This is a genomic window from Niveibacterium umoris, from assembly GCF_014197015.1.
GTDB classification, from domain to species: Bacteria; Pseudomonadota; Gammaproteobacteria; order Burkholderiales; family Rhodocyclaceae; genus Niveibacterium; species Niveibacterium umoris.
Genome location: NZ_JACIET010000002.1, coordinates 1266710 through 1281377 on the forward strand (window position 1 = coordinate 1266710; position 14668 = coordinate 1281377).

Annotated in this window: 14 protein-coding genes; 8 read left to right on the forward strand and 6 right to left on the reverse strand. The window is 66.5% G+C overall.

Annotated elements, in window-relative coordinates:
- The first annotated feature begins 82 nt into the window (after window positions 1–82).
- From GGR36_RS17805 to GGR36_RS17825, 5 genes are read left to right on the forward strand one after another with little or no spacing between them, the layout of a single operon-like run.
- Window positions 83–1372, forward strand: a complete 1290-nt coding sequence (locus GGR36_RS17805) for an NCS2 family permease (protein WP_183636119.1) — start codon at window positions 83–85, stop codon at window positions 1370–1372.
- 31 nt (window positions 1373–1403) lie between these two features.
- Window positions 1404–3473: a diguanylate cyclase domain-containing protein gene (locus tag GGR36_RS17810; protein WP_183636120.1), complete on the forward strand. Its 2070-nt coding sequence runs from the start codon at window positions 1404–1406 to the stop codon at window positions 3471–3473.
- 45 nt (window positions 3474–3518) lie between these two features.
- Window positions 3519–4061 (forward strand): adenine phosphoribosyltransferase, encoded by a 543-nt coding sequence (locus GGR36_RS17815; protein ID WP_183636121.1) that lies wholly within the window; start codon window positions 3519–3521, stop codon window positions 4059–4061.
- Window positions 4062–4085: 24 nt separating this feature from the next.
- Window positions 4086–4646, forward strand: coding sequence for a hypoxanthine-guanine phosphoribosyltransferase (locus GGR36_RS17820; RefSeq protein ID WP_183636122.1), 561 nt, complete (start codon window positions 4086–4088; stop codon window positions 4644–4646).
- Window positions 4647–4648: 2 nt separating this feature from the next.
- Window positions 4649–5212 carry a DUF1415 family protein gene (locus GGR36_RS17825; protein ID WP_207064494.1) on the forward strand — a complete coding sequence of 188 codons (564 nt, stop codon included), beginning with the start codon at window positions 4649–4651 and terminating at the stop codon, window positions 5210–5212.
- 38 nt (window positions 5213–5250) lie between these two features.
- Here the strand turns inward: GGR36_RS17825 and GGR36_RS17830 are convergent, their stop codons facing one another.
- From GGR36_RS17830 to GGR36_RS17840, 3 genes are read right to left on the reverse strand one after another with little or no spacing between them, the layout of a single operon-like run.
- A complete protein-coding gene (locus GGR36_RS17830; RefSeq protein ID WP_183636123.1) occupies window positions 5251–5868 on the reverse strand; it encodes a cytochrome b/b6 domain-containing protein in 618 nt (205 codons plus the stop codon).
- A gap of 16 nt (window positions 5869–5884) precedes the next feature.
- Window positions 5885–6358, reverse strand: coding sequence for a diheme cytochrome c (locus GGR36_RS17835; protein ID WP_183636124.1), 474 nt, complete (start codon window positions 6356–6358; stop codon window positions 5885–5887).
- A 1-nt stretch (window position 6359) separates the two neighbouring features.
- On the reverse strand, window positions 6360–6770 hold the full coding sequence (locus tag GGR36_RS17840) for a DUF1924 domain-containing protein (protein WP_183636125.1): 411 nt from the start codon (window positions 6768–6770) through the stop codon (window positions 6360–6362).
- Window positions 6771–6872: 102 nt separating this feature from the next.
- On the opposite strand from GGR36_RS17840, the gene GGR36_RS17845 reads away from it, so the two are divergent.
- Together GGR36_RS17845 and GGR36_RS17850 are read left to right on the forward strand one after the other, a co-directional pair.
- Entirely contained in the window at window positions 6873–7544 is a 672-nt protein-coding gene (locus GGR36_RS17845; protein ID WP_183636126.1) for a winged helix-turn-helix domain-containing protein, read from the forward strand.
- Entirely contained in the window at window positions 7537–8925 is a 1389-nt protein-coding gene (locus GGR36_RS17850; protein WP_183636127.1) for an ATP-binding protein, read from the forward strand. Before GGR36_RS17845 ends, GGR36_RS17850 begins: the two co-directional genes overlap by 8 nt.
- 17 nt (window positions 8926–8942) lie before the next feature.
- On the opposite strand, the gene GGR36_RS17855 is transcribed toward GGR36_RS17850, so the two are convergent.
- From GGR36_RS17855 to GGR36_RS17865, 3 genes are all read right to left on the reverse strand, one after another.
- The gene (locus tag GGR36_RS17855) at window positions 8943–9401 is read right to left on the reverse strand and encodes an acyl-CoA thioesterase (RefSeq protein WP_183636128.1); all 459 of its coding nucleotides are present in this window, start codon (window positions 9399–9401) and stop codon (window positions 8943–8945) included.
- Window positions 9402–9553: 152 nt separating this feature from the next.
- Window positions 9554–11566, reverse strand: a complete 2013-nt coding sequence (locus tag GGR36_RS17860) for a tetratricopeptide repeat-containing diguanylate cyclase (protein WP_183636129.1) — start codon at window positions 11564–11566, stop codon at window positions 9554–9556.
- Window positions 11567–11670: 104 nt separating this feature from the next.
- Window positions 11671–12396 (reverse strand): uracil-DNA glycosylase family protein, encoded by a 726-nt coding sequence (locus GGR36_RS17865; protein ID WP_183636130.1) that lies wholly within the window; start codon window positions 12394–12396, stop codon window positions 11671–11673.
- A 226-nt stretch (window positions 12397–12622) separates the two neighbouring features.
- Between GGR36_RS17865 and GGR36_RS17870 the strand changes: the two genes are divergently transcribed.
- Window positions 12623–14635 carry a methyl-accepting chemotaxis protein gene (locus GGR36_RS17870; protein ID WP_207064495.1) on the forward strand — a complete coding sequence of 671 codons (2013 nt, stop codon included), beginning with the start codon at window positions 12623–12625 and terminating at the stop codon, window positions 14633–14635.
- The last annotated feature ends 33 nt before the right edge of the window (window positions 14636–14668 follow it).

Here is a 14668-nt window from a genome sequence, read left to right on the forward strand (position 1 = left end):
CGCAGTATCGGCAGCGGAAGTTGCTTCGGGCCGGGCCGCAGCGGCGCTAGAATCCTGCGTTTGAAATCCCCCGGAGCCCACGATGCTCGAATCGCTTTTCAAGCTGAGCGAACACCGCACTACCGTGCGGACAGAGTTGCTCGCTGGCCTGTCCACCTTCCTGACGATGGCCTACATCATCTTCGTCAATCCGAGCATCCTGTCGGCCGCGGGCATGCCGCACGATGCGGTGTTCGCGGCGACCTGCCTTGCTGCGGCGCTCGGCTCGATGATCATGGGCCTGTATGCGAACTACCCGATCGCCCTGGCGCCGGGCATGGGGCTCAATGCCTATTTCGCGTTTGCCGTAGTGAAGGGCATGGGCTTCAGCTGGCAGGCCGCGCTGGGCGCGGTCTTCATCTCCGGCTGCCTGTTCATCCTGGTGAGCCTGTTCAAAGTGCGCGAATGGATCGTCAACGCGATCCCGCATTCGCTGAAGCTGGCGATTTCGGCCGGTATCGGCCTCTTCCTCGCCATCATCGGCCTCAAGAACGCCGGGCTGATCCAGGGGAACCCGGCGACGCTGGTGTCGCTCGGCGATCTCCACCAGCATGGCGCGCTGCTCGCCATCGGCGGTTTCCTGCTGATCGTCGCGCTCGAAGCGCGCAAGGTGACCGGCGGCATCATCATCGGCATCCTCGCCGTCACCCTGACCTCTGCGCTGCTCGGTTACACCAGGTTCGACGGCATCGTGTCGACGCCGCCCTCGCTGGCGCCCACCTTCGGGCAACTGGACATCGGCGCGGCCCTCAACGCCGGTCTGCTCACCGTGGTGCTGACCTTCTTCCTGGTTGAACTGTTCGATGCCTCCGGCACGCTGATCGGCGTGTGCCATCGCGCCGGCCTGCTCGACAAGGATGGCCGCCTGCCGCGCCTGAGCCGAGCGCTGCTGGCTGATTCCACCGCGATTGCGGCGGGCGCCGTGCTCGGAACGTCTTCCACGACGGCCTATATCGAAAGCGCGGCGGGCACTGCCGCCGGCGGGCGCACCGGGCTGACCGCGGTGACCGTCGCACTACTGTTCCTCGCCGCCTTGTTCCTTGCGCCGCTCGCGGGCGCCGTGCCGGCCTATGCGACGGCGCCAGCGCTGATCTATGTTGCGATCCTGATGTCGCGCGGGCTTGCCGAAATCGACTGGGAAGACCTTACCGAAGCGGCGCCCGCGGTTGTCTGTGCGGTGACGATGCCGTTCACGTTTTCGATTGCGCACGGCATCGCGTTCGGCTTTGTCGCCTATGCCGGCATCAAGCTCTTGGCCGGTCGCGCCAAGGAAGTGCCCGTCGCGGTGTGGGTGATCGCCGCGGTGTTCATCGGCAAATTCGCGTTGCTCTGACCGGGCTCGCGGACCTGAGGGGGAGTCGGAGGTGGGCTCGGACGTAGCGCTTGATCGGCTGACCTTACGTGGGCTGCTGTACGGGTGTGCAGCGGCTGCCTTCCTGTGGGCGGTTCCTGCCCTTGCCGATATCGCGCAGGACGTCGAGCAACTGGTCAATCGCAAGGATGTCTCGACCCGCGTGGTGCTCGACGCGCTGGCGCAACTGCGCCCGGCACTGGCCGCCGCGCCGGCCAACGTCAGACGCGAGGCCCAGCGACTCGACGCCGAATTGCAGATTGAACGCGGCCAGACGCGTGCCGCCAGTGAGACCCTCGCGCAGTTGATCGCCAGCGCCGAGTCGGTGCACGACGATGTGATGCTGATCCGGGCACTTGTGCTCAAGGCGCGCCTGGCCTACTACAAAGGGCAGCCAGAACAACAGTACGAGGCCGCGCGCCGTGCCGTTGCGCTGGCAGAATCCTTGCGCTCGCCCGTGCTCGCCGCCGTGGCGCAGCAGAGCCTCGGCATGGCCTATGTCCGCCTGGGGCGCAGCGAGGATGCGATGCGCACATTCCTGGCCGCGCTCGAGCTTGCCAAGAACAGCGATGACGCGCGATTGCGGGGGCTGATCCTGAAGTCGCTCGCGCTGATCCAGACCTATGTGCCCGATCTCGCGCGCGCACGGGATTACGTCGAAGAAGCGCGGCGCGTCGTGGGTCCGACCGGTGACCTGTGGCTGATGAGCGAGATCGACATCCTGCGATCCATCGTCTCCGGCCCGGTCGAAGACAACACCTCGGACCTGAACATGCTGGTCCACGCCAACAACCAGGCGAGACGCCTCGAACTGGTGTTCGACGAAGAGATCTCGCTGCACAACCTCTCGGACTGGTACCTCACCAAGCGGGATTGGGCGCGTGCGATTGAAGTCTCTGGCCAGGCGGTCGCCGTCGCGCAGCGCTTCGATGAACCGGAGCACAGCGGCCTTGCGTACATGAACCACGGGCTCGCCCTGATCGGCGGGGGGCGCGCGGGCGAGGGCATCAAGGAACTGGAGACGGCGATTGGCATCTTCCGGCACTCGGGCGAAGATACCTACCTCGCCAACGCCATCTACGAACTCGCCAAAGCGTATGAGAGCGTCGGCCGCTTGAAGGATGCGGTGAGCGCGCATCGAGACTACCGTTCCGTGCGCGACACGAACGAAGGGCGTTCGCGTGCGCGTCTGGTCGCGGAAATGCAGGAGCGCTTCGACGCCGAGCGTCGGCAGACGGAAATCCTGCGTCTGAACGAGGACAACCTGCGCAAGACGGCCGTCGCCGACACACAACGGCAACTCGCGCTCTTCTGGGGCATCGTGGCAGCGATCACGATCATCGCCGGTGCCGCGATTGCCTTCTTCGCGCGCCGCACGCAGCGGGCCAATGCGCGCCTGCTCGATGCCAACGGCCGCCTCGCCTACCTCGCGGAACGCGATTCACTCACCGGCCTGCTCAATCGCCGCGCCATGCGCAGCTGGATCGAGACGCAGGCACATTCCGACAACCTGGCGCCGCTTGCGTTGCTGCTGATCGATATCGACCACTTCAAGGTGATCAACGACCGGCTTGGGCATTCGGTCGGCGACGAGGTGATCATCGAACTCGGGCGTCGCGTGCAAGCGCTGCTGCGCGATGGCGATCGGCTCGCCCGGTGGGGCGGGGAGGAGTTCCTGGTGGTGCTGCGCGGTGTCGCTGCCCACCAACTGCCCGCCCTCGCGCTACGCGTGTTGCGCAGCATCTCGGACAATCCGTTCGTCACCTCCATCGGGCCGGTGGCGGTCACGGCGTCCATGGGATACGTCCCGTATCCGCTGCTTGCCGAGTCCTTCGACGAGGGGTGGGAGTACCACCTCGGCATCGCCGACCAGGCGCTTTACCGCGCCAAAGGTGTCGGGCGCAACGCGGCCTTCGGGGTGCTCGCCGCGGTGGCGCCCTGGAACGAGATCCGGCGCTCGCTGGTCGAGAACCTCGAGGCCGTTGCTGCGGCCGGGCAGATCGTCACCGAGATCGGGCGTGGCAGTGCCGGCATCAGCGATAACGTGATCCCGTTCGGACTGCGCATTCTCAACCCGAACTGATCTGCGCCCTCACTGAATCCACGAATCCCCCTGGCCGGAGAGCCCATGCTGCTTGACCCCAACTACCTGCGCGATCGCATCCGCACCGTGCCCGACTGGCCGCAACCCGGCGTGCAGTTCCGCGACATCACGCCGCTGCTGCAGGACCCAAAGACCTTGCGGGTGCTGGTCGAGCATTTCGTGTTCCGCTACATGGACCAGGACATCGACGTGATTGCCGGCATCGATGCGCGCGGCTTCATCATCGGCGCGATCCTGGCACACGAGTTGAACATCGGCTTCGTACCGATCCGCAAGAAGGGCAAGCTGCCGTTCACGACCATTTCGGAAGAGTACGAACTCGAATACGGCAGCGCGACCGTCGAACTGCATAGCGATGCCTGCAAGGCCGGTGACCGGGTGGTGCTGGTGGACGATCTGATCGCCACCGGCGGCACGATGATGGCGGGCAAGAAGCTGATCGAACGCCTCGGCGCCACGGTCGTCGAAGGCTGCGCCATCGTCGACCTGCCTGAATTGGGTGGTTCCCAGTTGTTGCGTGACGGCGGCCTCAAGCTGTTCACGCTGGTTGATTTTTCGGGCCACTGAGCCCTGATCTGAAGGAGTCTGTCGATGCCAGCCGTCGATCTGAAGGAAATTGAACGAGCCATGGCCGAGGCGGACTGCCTTGTGCCGGATGAAGGTGTGGAAGCCGCGCTGGATCGCCTCGCGCAAGACATTACCGCTCGCCTGCGCCACACCAACCCGATCGTGTTCTGCGTGATGAACGGCGGGCTGATCCTTGCCGGCCGCCTGTTGCCGCGCCTTCCGTTCCCGCTCGAAGTGTCTTACCTGCATGCGTCGCGCTACGGCCATGCGCTGCAGGGCAACCTGCTCGACTGGCGGGTGCGGCCGACGCAAGACCTGCGCGGGCGGACGATCCTGGTGCTCGACGATATCCTCGACGAAGGCCACACACTCTCCGCGATCCTCGAATTTCTCAAGGCCGAGGGGGCGGGCCAGGTCTTTTCCGCGGTGCTGGTGCACAAGCTGCACGATCGCAAGGCACATCCCGGCATGCGGGCGGATTTCACCGGGCTCGATGTCGCCGACCGCTTCCTGTTCGGCTGCGGCATGGACTACAAGGGCTACTGGCGCAACGCGCCCGGCATCTACGCGCTGAAGGGCCACTGAGCGTGGACGACACCCACGTTCGTGATGCGACCGTGCGCTGGCTGGAGCGCGCGGTCATCGGGCTCAACCTGTGCCCCTTCGCCAAGTCGGTGTGGGTGAAGAACCAGGTGCGCATCACCATCAGCGCGGCGACCACCACCGATGCGCTGCTCGATGAACTGATCGCCGAACTCGAACTGCTCGCCGAAACGCCCGCCGAGAAGATCGACACCACCCTGCTGGTGCACCCGCAGGTGCTAAGCGACTTCTACGACTTCAACGACTTCCTGGACGTTGCCGAGGTCGCGCTGGCGGAGCTTGGGCTCGATGGCGAGATTCAGATCGCCAGCTTCCACCCGGACTTCCAGTTCGCCGACGCCGACCCTGATGACATTACCAACGCCACCAACCGCTCACCCTATCCAACGCTGCACCTGATCCGCGAAGCCAGCATCGACCGCGCGGTCGAAGCCTTCCCGGACGCGGCCGACATCTACGAGCGCAACATGGAAAAGCTGCGCGAGCTCGGCCCCGAGGGCTGGAAGGCGCTGGGTGTAGGCCCCGAGAAACCGGCTGACGAAACCTGAACCGCCGCAGCTGGACCGGCCGGCGGGGTATTCGAGCCTCAACCCGGCAGGTTCAGCCAGCGCAGCAGCAGCCATACCGCGGCAGCACACCACGCAAGCAGCGTCAGCGCGGCAAGCGGATGCGCGCGCACTTCGGCTGTCGGCGCCGCGTCGATGCGACCGGTGAGCATGCTGCGCGGCAGGTTTCGGCGTTCGAGCAGGCTCATGATCAGCACCCCTGCCAGATGCACTGCGATCAGCGCGAGCAGGCCCTCGGCCAGCGTTTCGTGGATCTCGGTGAGCGCTTCGTAACCGTCGAAACGGTAGGCGAGCACGCCGGTCGTTGCGGAGCCAAGCGCGAGCGCCAGCAGGCCGATCACCGCCCAGCCGCCGATCACGGTGTGCGTTGCGCGTGGCTCGGCGTGCCCGGCCAGATGAGCGCGTGCTTCCGCGATGGCGGCGGTAGGGCTGCGCAGGAAGGCGCCGAAGCGCGCCGAGCGGCTCCCGACCACCCCCCACAGCAGGCGGAACAGCACGACTGCGCCGGCGACGCCGCCGGCTACGATATGCACCCGCCGCCAAGCTTCCTGCTCCGCGGTGAGCCATGCGATTGCGACGCTGGCGGCCAGCGCCCAGTGGCCGATGCGGACCGGTAGATCCCAGATACGAACGTTCATTACGGGCCTCCTTGGATCAGTCTTCAAAGCGACGGCCAACGGCCGTCAAGGCGTATTCGCTGAAGCGGCCCTTGTCTGCGCCTTCGTGGCAGGCCTGGCAGTTCGCCGCGCTTTTCACCTCGGGCGAGCGAAACGCGCTGCTCGGGATCTCGTGGTGCTTGCGTCCGTACCAGCGGGTGTCGGTGATGCGTCCGCTGGCCGCGTCGAAGCGTTCGCCGTCCGGCGCGGCGTTACGTTCAAGGAAGGCCAGGATGGTCTTGGCGTCGGCCGGCGCGAGGCTGGCGTCGCTGCCAAAGTGCTTCTGCAGTCCGTTCATGACGTTCTGCCAGCCGTGCTTTGCGAGAAGCTGCGGAGGGTAGGCCACATGGCAGCTGCTGCATTCGCTCTTCCACACGGGCGGTGCGCCGCTCGGCAGCGTGACGGAGCCGGCTTGGGAGGGTGGTGCGATCAGACCGGCGAGCAGCGCACCGAGCAGGAGCTTGCTTTTCATGTCATGCCCCCGCGCGCAGGTAGGCGATCACGTCGGCCTTTTCGCCCGCGGTGCATTCGCGGCCGACGACCTCGCGGCAATTGCGGCGGAACCACTTCTCGCTTTTCGCGGCATCGGTAAAGCGCTGCGGATTGGCGCGCACCGCCATCGGCTCGATCAGCTTGCCGGTGATGGCGTGCTTGCCGGCGGCGCTCGGGTCGTTGCTGTGGCATTGCGTGCAAGCCGGCAAATCGGCGCTGACGCCATGGCGCTTTGTAAACAAGGCGCGACCGCGTTCCGCGGATGCGGCGAAGCCGGCCCCCGCCTGTGCCGCATAGGCGGCTTGCAGCGTCTGCGGCGTGTCGGCCGCTGTCGCTGCGGTGGCGCAAAGCAGCCCCGCGGCGAGCAGCGCGACAATGGCAACTGATTTCATGTTGAGTCTCCTCGATTGGGTGCGCCCATTGCAGCCGGTGCGCCTTAAGGGGGGCTTAAGCCGTGTCGGCGACAGTGCCGCCAACGATCAATGGGAGGCGCCATGCGGGTGCTGCTGGTGGAGGATGACAAGCCGCTCGGGCAGGCGGTGTGCGACGGCCTGGCGGACCTGGATGTGCGCTGCGAGTGGGTCTGCGATGGCGTGGCCGCCGAGGCTGCGCTGGCGACCGATGCGCAGAGCCTGGACGCCGTGGTGCTCGATCTGGGCCTGCCCGGGCGCAGTGGGCTTGCGGTGTTGAGCAGCGCACGTGCGAACGGTCTGCGCCTGCCGGTGCTGATCCTGACCGCACGCGACAGCGCGGAGGACATCGTGGCGGGCCTCGACGCGGGCGCCGACGATTACCTCGTCAAGCCCGCCGATCTGCGCGAGATTGCCGCCCGCCTGCGCGCACTGGTGCGACGCGCGGCCGGCCATGCGCAGGCGCGCCTCGCCTGCCGCGATGTCGCGCTCGAACCCGCCTCGCGCCGTGCGTGGAAAGACGGAGCGGAGGTCGAACTCTCCGGGCGCGAGTTCGATATCGCCGAACTGCTGCTGCGCCATGCAGGGCAGGTCGTCACCCGTGAGCGCATCGAACAGGCGATGTACGGTTGGGACGGCGGCGCCGAGAGCAACGCGCTCGAAGTGCATATCCACCATCTGCGCCGCAAGCTCGGCGCAGACTTCATCCGCACCTTGCGCGGTATCGGTTACATGGCGGCGCGCAACGATGCCTAAGCGGATTTCCCTCAGCCTGCGGGTCGTGACCATCGTCACCGTGACGCTGGCGGCTGGCGGGCTGGGCATCGGCATGCTCGTCTTTCGTGCCGCCACGGGCCAGGCCGAGGAGGTTTTCGATGGCCAGCTGGTGCAGACCGCAGAGCTGATCGCCACGCTGACCGATTCCGCCGCGCTGCGGCACACGCCCCCGTCGCGTGATGAAGGCGATGACGACGAAGAGGCGGAGCCCTCGACGGGTGACGATGATTGGGTCGCGCTCGGCGCGCCGCGATTCCGTCAGCGCGTGGTGTATCAGGTGTGGCGCAGCGGAGCGATCCCGCGACTGCTCGCGCGCAGCACGAACGCTCCCGAACAGGCCTTGCCGGTAGCCGCTGCCGGTTTCAGCGAGCGAACCTGGGAGGGCGCACGCTGGCGCTTTTACCGGCTCGAGCGCAAGGACCACGTTGTCATCGTCGGTCAGGACGCAACCGTGCGGGAACGCCTCGCCGAAGAAATCGGCGAGCATGGCGTTCCCCTGTTTGCGCTTGGTTTTGCGGTCGCAATTCTGCTGACCTGGGGGGCGATCGTGCTGGGCCTGCGCCCGTTGGCGCGGCTATCGCGCGATCTCGAGCATCGGGCGCACGACAGGCTCGACCCGATTTCCCCCGCAGCCCGGCCGCGCGAACTTGAAGTGCTGGTCGCAGCGCTCAATGGGCTTTTCGAACGGGTGGCGCGGGCCTTTGCCAACGAGCGTCGCTTTACCGCCGACGCTGCGCATGAGCTGCGCACGCCGCTGGCTGCACTGGCGGCGCAAATCCAGTCGGCGCAATCCGCGGGCGACGAAGCGACGCGTCTGTCCCGCCTGCAACAGGCGCTGGACGGGACGCAGCGGATGGCGCGGCTGGTTGAACAGCTGCTCGCCGCGGCACGGCTGGACGCGCTGGATACCGCCGCGCGCGAGACTGTGGATGTGGCGCTGCTGACGCGCGAACTGGCCGCTGAAATGGCCGCGTCGGCGCTGGCGCGGGATGTGGAATTGGCACTCGAGTCCCCGGAACACCTCGCCGCGCGGGTTCAACCGGATCTGGTGCGGGCCTTGCTGCGCAACCTGATCGATAACGCGGTGCGCCATGCCCCGCGCGGCTCGGTGGTGACGATCGGGGTCACGCGCGATTCGGATCGCGTGAGCCTGATGGTGCGCGATGAAGGCGCCGGCATGGATGACGCCTTGCGGGCGCGCGCCGGTGAGCGTTTCCTGCGCGGCGCGGCCGACGACGCAACCGGCGCCGGGCTGGGACTCTCGATTGTGCGGCGCATCGCGGCCCTGCACGAAGGCGAGGTGCGTTTCGAGACCGCCGCAGCGGGTGGTCTCTTGGTCACCGCGCAGCTAAAAGGCTGAGCCCGCGTGCGCTGCCCTCAGGCAGGAACCGGGCGTCCGCGCGCGAGGGCGAGGGCGAGGCCTTCGTCATCGATGACCTCGAAGCATTCGCGGAAGTCCACCGGGATCTCGCAGGGCCGGCCGCTGCGGCCGTCGACATAAACCCACAGCGTTTCGGCGCGGGCGATGATCTGATCGTCGGTGTCACGCCGCAGGACGTAGCGGCGCGGCGAGGTCTGGCCGGAAAACCCGGCGATCCAGGTAACCAGGGTCAGCGCGTCGCCAGCGAAGGCCGGCCGCAGGTAGTCGATGTGGTGGCTGCGCACCACCCAGCTGGTCTGCGTCTCGATGTAGCGTTCGATGTCCCAGCCGCATTCGGCGGAATGTTGTGTCGCAACATCCTGCATCCAGCGCAGGTATTCGATGTTGTTGACATGGCCATTGAGATCGATCGCGCTCTTGGGCACGGTGAAACGGTGGGTGAAGACAGCGCGCATCGGGGGGCTCCTGCAGGATTTGGTGCGGCGCAAAATCTAGCAGCGATTCCGTTGGTGCGCCAGACGAATTTTGTCGGGCGGATTGGCAGGCGGCGCAGGTCGCCGGATCGAGGCGCGCGGTCGGCGCGCAGGGTCCGCCCCTGGCGTACGCGCTAGGGAAGGCGTGGCGGCGCGGTATCGCTGGCGCAGCCTTCGATGTACCGCAGGGTCACCCGGCCGTCGTGGCAGGCTGTTTCGAAATTGCGCTCGATCTCCCCGACCGCTTCGCCTGAAGCCGCGGCCAGCGAGACGATGCCGCAGGCGCGGTTGCGCCCCTGGTTCTTGGCGGCATAGAGCGCCAGATCGGCCAGGTTGATCCCGCGCTCAGCCGTCAGCCCGGTGCTGCCTGCGAGCGGAAAAACGATGTAGCCGAGCGAGGCTCGCACCACCAGTTCGCCGCCGGGGATCGGAATCGGCGCGCCGCCGATGGCTTGCAGCACGCGCGTGGCCATGCGGTCCGCCTGGGCTTGTGGCATCGGCGTCGTCGCGATCAGAAACTCTTCACCACCCCAGCGCATGACCCGGTCGCTGTCGCGCGTGGCGGTACGCAGTCGTTGCGCGACCTCGACGATGACCGCATCGCCGGCAGCATGCCCGTGCACATCGTTGATGCGCTTGAAGTGGTCGATGTCGAGCAGGAACAGGGCGCCGGTGAAAAGCTCGCCCGGTGTCTGGGTGTCGAGGAAGGCGCGCCGGTTCAGCAACTGGGTCAGCGGATCACGTTCGCTGCGCACCTTCAAGAGCTCGTTACTCTGCTCGAGCTGGCGGTTGGCACTGCGTACCCGTCGGTAAAGCAGGCCGATGGCGACGAGCCCGCACAGCAGCAGCGCCGCGGCCAGCAACCAGACACGCTGCTGCAGTGCGCGGTTGCGCAGCTCGGAGGCCTGCAAGGCGTTCTTCTGGTTGAGCAGATCGATCTCGGTCTGTTTGCGTTCGCTCTGGTAACGCGATTCGATTTCGAGCAGGGCTCTCTTCTGGCCTTCGCTGAACAGCTCTTCATTCAGGCTGCGTTCGCGATGAAAGGCGTCGAGCGCCGCCTGGTAATCGCCGGCCGCTTCCAGCGCGGTGGCGTATTCGCCGAGCAAGGTCGCCAGCTGGGTGCGCGCCTTCATGCGCTGCGAGCTCTCGAGCGCCTTTTCGATCTTCGCCTTGCCGCTCGCGAGCCGACCCATGCGGATCTCGGCCTGGCCGGCATTCGCGAGCGCAATCGCTGCGGTACTTTCGTCGCCCACCTTCCTTGCGATATCGACCGCCCGCAGGCTGGTCGCCAGCGCCTCCGGGTAGCGTTTGGTGCGCAGGTAGACGTCGCCAAGATTGAGTTCGGTGGTGGCGATCAGGGTCGCGGAGTCGGTCTTGCGTGCATATTCGCTGGCGCGCTCACTGGCTTGAAGCTGCTCGGCGAGATCGTTGGTGAACGAGGCGACGACGGCGCGCGAGGTCCAGGTGACGGTCAGCGCGGTCGGGTCTTTCAGGCGGTTCGCGATCGCCAGCGCGGTGTCGAGCTCGTGCATTGCGCGTTTGGTTTCGCCCGCTTGCGCCAGCACCGAGCCGCGGCTGTTGTGGGCGCGCAGCGCCAAGGCGGGATTCTTGATCTGCTCGGCCAGCTGGATCGCCTCGCCATAGCGCTCCAGGGCGAGCGGGAACTGGCCGAGTTCGGTCAATTCCCAGCCGCGCGTCATCGCCACCCGGAACTGCAAGCGCAGGTTGCCCGAGTCCTTCAGGGCTGCGGCGGCCTGGTCCGCAAGGGCGATCCCCCGTGCCAGGCTTCCGTTCTGCGCTTCGATTTGAGACCGCACCAGTAGCGCCGCACCCTGCGCTTCGGGCGTGGGCTGGGCTTCGAGTTCATTGGCCACTTTCGCCGCGGCGGCGGATTGACCCGCGTCGACCAGGAATATCCCGCGCAGTGCGTGCAGCGTCAGTTGCTGCCCGGGGGTGATGCCCCCCGCTGCGAGCCGGGCGTTGATCTGCTCGACCGCCCCAGCCGGATTGCCGCGACCGGCGAGGTCGATGGCGTCGATATCGGCGTCGCTGAAGGGGCGCGCGTCCTGCCCGAGCCCGGTGGCAGCGACCAGCGCGCAGGCGGCCAGCGCCAGGGCGCGGAGCGCGCGTGGCAGGGCGTGGCGCATGTTCAGCGGGCTTCGGGGCATATTCGGATGCTGTGTGGCGGTGCGACCCCTGTTTTACGGCAGTTGGCGTCGGGTCTTGAAGCGCGCATCGGATCGCCCGGCGATCAGCTTTGGGGCCAGACGCCGAGTTCGCGCAATTGTTTCGTCGCGGCTTCGGCCCAGCCGCGGTTGGCGGCCGGGCTGGCCGGGCTGGGGTGCAAGACCCGGCCGAAGCGCAGTGGCAGGCCGGTGAGCGCAATGCGGGCGCGGCCTTCGGCCCAGGCACCGACGCCGATCACCCATTCGGGCTGCAGCACCTCTGCCATCGTGCGCAGATGGGCATCGCAGGCGGCCAGCAGCGGTGCCTGTTCGGCGGCGGGCAGTTTGTCCGGCGTGGCGTTGCGGGCGTCCTCGAAGAACGCGAGCGGGCAGTAGTTGGCGACGAAGTGCCCGGCGAAGAAATCCTCCGCACGGCCAAAGCGTTCGGCGAACAGACCCCAGAGTCGGCGGCCGCTGACTTCCGAACGCGCGCAGGCAAAGCCTTCGATCGGTCGTTTGGGGGTTTCCTGCGCCGGTTTCACCACCCCGCCGCAGATGCCCATCCAGTCACGCACTGCGGCGACTTCGCCGAAGGGCACGCCGGTCTGCACCATGCCGAAGGGGCCGGGGTTCATGCCAAGGAAGATCACCCGTTTGCGTGTTGCGCCAAAGCGGCGCAGGTACTCGGAATGGGCGTCCCGCGCATAGGTGAGCGGGTTGTACACATGCGTGATTGGCGGTGCGAACGCGAGGGCCTCGCAGGCGGCGGAGAGTTGATCGGCAGCGGCGATCAGGCGGGTGGAGAGGGCCATCTTGGCAGGCGACGGTTGAAATCCCCGAGTTTAGACCCCTCACGGCGCTTTGCCCGAAATTCCGGTTTGCGGTGCCGCAAACGGTGAGCCAGAGTGAAGTGCCAAGGCGGACGACGCCGGGTGCAGTTGGAATGTCCGCCGTGCGACAGGTCACCCTCAAGATATCCGGCCAAATGCCGCAACTGAGAAGGTCGTCCCTTATTCCCTGAAAGCGAGTGAGCGCTTCATGAAAGCCGTGTTCAGACCCGCAATTGCCTTGATGAATCGCCTGAGCTTCCCCAAGAAGTATGTGGTGATGGGAACGATGACCTCACTCGCGATCCTGATCCTGCTGGTGCACCTGTTCCAGGCCTTGTACGGCGAGGTGCGCGATACCCGCAACGAGTTGCAGGGCCTGGCGTATCTGCAAGACACGCAGAAGCTGATCCGTGCGCTGCAGATCCATCGCGGCGCTTCCACCGCGGTGCTGTCGGGTAACAAGGCGCTGGAGGACACCCGCGCTGGCAAGGAGAAGGAGATCCTCGAATTGCTCGCTCGCGTCGACCAGGGGCTCGCCGCGACCCAGATGGGCAAAGGCGAGAGCTGGCAGGGCATCAAGGGCAAGTGGGAGCAGATCCGCAGTGGCTGGTCGCAGTCACAGCCGCCGGACAACCTTGTCGCCCATACCGCCCTGCTCGCCGATGCGCTGGTATTCCAGGTCGCGGTGGCGGATGAGTTCGGTCTCACGCTGGATCCCGAAGCGGATTCGTACTACCTGATCGACGTCGTGGTGAACAAGCTGCCGATCGTGCTCGAGAGTCTGGGCCAGAGCCGGGCCCGCGGCACCGCGATCTTGACGAAGAAAGAGATCAACGAGACCCAGAAGATCGAGTTTGGTGCCTTGCTCGCGCAGATCGACGGCCAGATCCGGCTGTCGCGACTGGCGATCGACAAGGCTTCGCGCGGCTCGGCAAAGGAAAAGCTCGCGGGCGTGACCGAGGAACTCGCCACCAGCATCAAGGCGGTGACCGACCTGGTGCGGCAGGACATCCTGACCGGCAGCTTTGCCACCGATCCGAAGGCCTATTTCGATCTGACCACGAAGACCATCGACGGCGGATACGACAAGATGTTCACCGTCATGATGCCGAGCATCGCTGCCCTGCTCGAAGACCGGGTTGCCCGCAACATGCGCACGATCGTGCTCGACTTCGGCAGTGTCTTCGTCCTGCTTGCGCTGGCGATGTGGTTCTGGCTCGGCGCGTACTTCGCCATCGTCGAACAGATCACCGACTTTTCGAAAGGCGCCCACCGGATGGCAGGAGGCGATCTGACGACGCGCATCGCGGACCGCACCCGTGACGAGATGAGCCAGCTCGTGCGCAGCTTCAACGACATGGCCGACTCGTTCGCGAGCCTGATCCGCAAGACCCGCGAGAGCGCCGACCGGGTGACGCAGGCTTCGCAGGAAATGGCGCGTTCCTCGTCGGAAATCTCGGTCGCGTCCCAGCAGGAGGCTGATGCCGCTTCGAGCATGGCCGCGTCGGTCGAGCAGATGACCGTCGGCATCACCCACATCAGCACCAGCGCGGAGGAGGCCGGCAGCGTGGCGACCGAAGCCGGGCACCTGTCCAAGGAAGGCGAGGCGGTAGTGGTACGGCTCGTCAGCGAGGTGCGCGGCGTGGCCGATGCCGTGAACCAGGCGTCGGCCGTGGTGGAAGAACTGGGGCGGCACTCGGACGAGATCAGCAAGATCGTCGGCGTGATCAAGGAGGTGGCCGACCAGACCAACCTGCTCGCGCTCAACGCGGCGATCGAAGCGGCGCGCGCCGGTGAGCAGGGTCGCGGCTTCGCGGTGGTCGCGGACGAAGTGCGCAAGCTGGCCGAACGCACCGCCAAGTCGACGCAGGAGATCACCGCGATGATCGAGATCATCCAGCGCGGCACCCGCAGCGCGGTCGACTCGATGAAGACCGGCGTCGAACGGGTCGAGCAGGGCGTGGGCCTGACCGAAGAAGCCGGCGCGTCGATGCAGGCCATCCAGCGCGGCTCTGAAAAGGTCACCGACGCGGTAACCGATATCTCGTCAGCGCTGCGCGAACAAAGCGCCGCGGCGACCGAACTTGCGCAGCGGGTCGAGCAGATCGCGCAGATGGCCGAAGAGACCAGCGCGTCGGTTGCCGACAACGCGGGCACGGCGCGTCACCTCGAACAACTCGCCGAGGGGCTGCAGGACGAGATGCGGCATTTCAAGCTGTAGGTGTCACGCAGGTGCCGGCCCCCGCCCGCGGGC

Bases quoted from the DNA above. Each gene is read 5' to 3' on its own strand.
- GGR36_RS17805 (WP_183636119.1), top strand. From the start codon at position 83: ATGCTCGAATCGCTTTTCAAGCTGAGCGAACACCGCACTACCGTGCGG.
- GGR36_RS17815 (WP_183636121.1), top strand. From the start codon at position 3,519: ATGCTGCTTGACCCCAACTACCTGCGCGATCGCATCCGCACCGTGCCC.
- GGR36_RS17820 (WP_183636122.1), top strand. From the start codon at position 4,086: ATGCCAGCCGTCGATCTGAAGGAAATTGAACGAGCCATGGCCGAGGCG.
- GGR36_RS17830 (WP_183636123.1), bottom strand. From the start codon at position 5,868: ATGAACGTTCGTATCTGGGATCTACCGGTCCGCATCGGCCACTGGGCG.
- GGR36_RS17835 (WP_183636124.1), bottom strand. From the start codon at position 6,358: ATGAAAAGCAAGCTCCTGCTCGGTGCGCTGCTCGCCGGTCTGATCGCA.
- GGR36_RS17840 (WP_183636125.1), bottom strand. From the start codon at position 6,770: ATGAAATCAGTTGCCATTGTCGCGCTGCTCGCCGCGGGGCTGCTTTGC.
- GGR36_RS17845 (WP_183636126.1), top strand. From the start codon at position 6,873: ATGCGGGTGCTGCTGGTGGAGGATGACAAGCCGCTCGGGCAGGCGGTG.
- GGR36_RS17850 (WP_183636127.1), top strand. From the start codon at position 7,537: ATGCCTAAGCGGATTTCCCTCAGCCTGCGGGTCGTGACCATCGTCACC.
- GGR36_RS17855 (WP_183636128.1), bottom strand. From the start codon at position 9,401: ATGCGCGCTGTCTTCACCCACCGTTTCACCGTGCCCAAGAGCGCGATC.
- GGR36_RS17860 (WP_183636129.1), bottom strand. From the start codon at position 11,566: ATGCGCCACGCCCTGCCACGCGCGCTCCGCGCCCTGGCGCTGGCCGCC.
- GGR36_RS17865 (WP_183636130.1), bottom strand. From the start codon at position 12,396: ATGGCCCTCTCCACCCGCCTGATCGCCGCTGCCGATCAACTCTCCGCC.
- GGR36_RS17870 (WP_207064495.1), top strand. From the start codon at position 12,623: ATGAAAGCCGTGTTCAGACCCGCAATTGCCTTGATGAATCGCCTGAGC.